This is a genomic window from Clostridium boliviensis (assembly GCF_033342255.1).
Classification (GTDB): domain Bacteria; phylum Bacillota; class Clostridia; order Lachnospirales; family Lachnospiraceae; genus Lacrimispora; species Lacrimispora boliviensis.
Genome location: NZ_JAWONS010000043.1, coordinates 1 through 277 on the forward strand (window position 1 = coordinate 1; position 277 = coordinate 277).

At 53.8% G+C, this 277-nt stretch carries 1 protein-coding gene; it reads right to left on the reverse strand.

Annotated features, from left to right (window positions below):
• Nucleotides 1–119 (reverse strand): IreB family regulatory phosphoprotein (locus RZO55_RS02335; RefSeq protein WP_318062696.1); only part of this gene is annotated, 119 nt, incomplete at its 3' end.
• Nucleotides 120–277: the final 158 nt, after the last annotated feature.

Below are 277 nucleotides of genomic sequence, written 5' to 3' on the forward strand. Positions count from 1 at the left end.
ATCTGGTTGATCGGGTTGTACCCCTTCTCCTTCAGCGCTTCATAAACGAGCATGAGCACCTCTTTGGGAGACACTTCCTGTTCCTCTCCGCGGAGGTCAAACTTCATCGTCTCGTCCATGGATCCCTCAACCTCGCTTTTCGATATTGAGACCGCTTAGACCGGTGCCCTAATTTGGGCGGAGGGGGTTATGCCGCTCCGTCGAAGGCCGAGCTCCCGCGGCACAACCCCCTTCTACCACTGTCAATTCTCTTTTCCGTATGGGAATTCTATTTTCC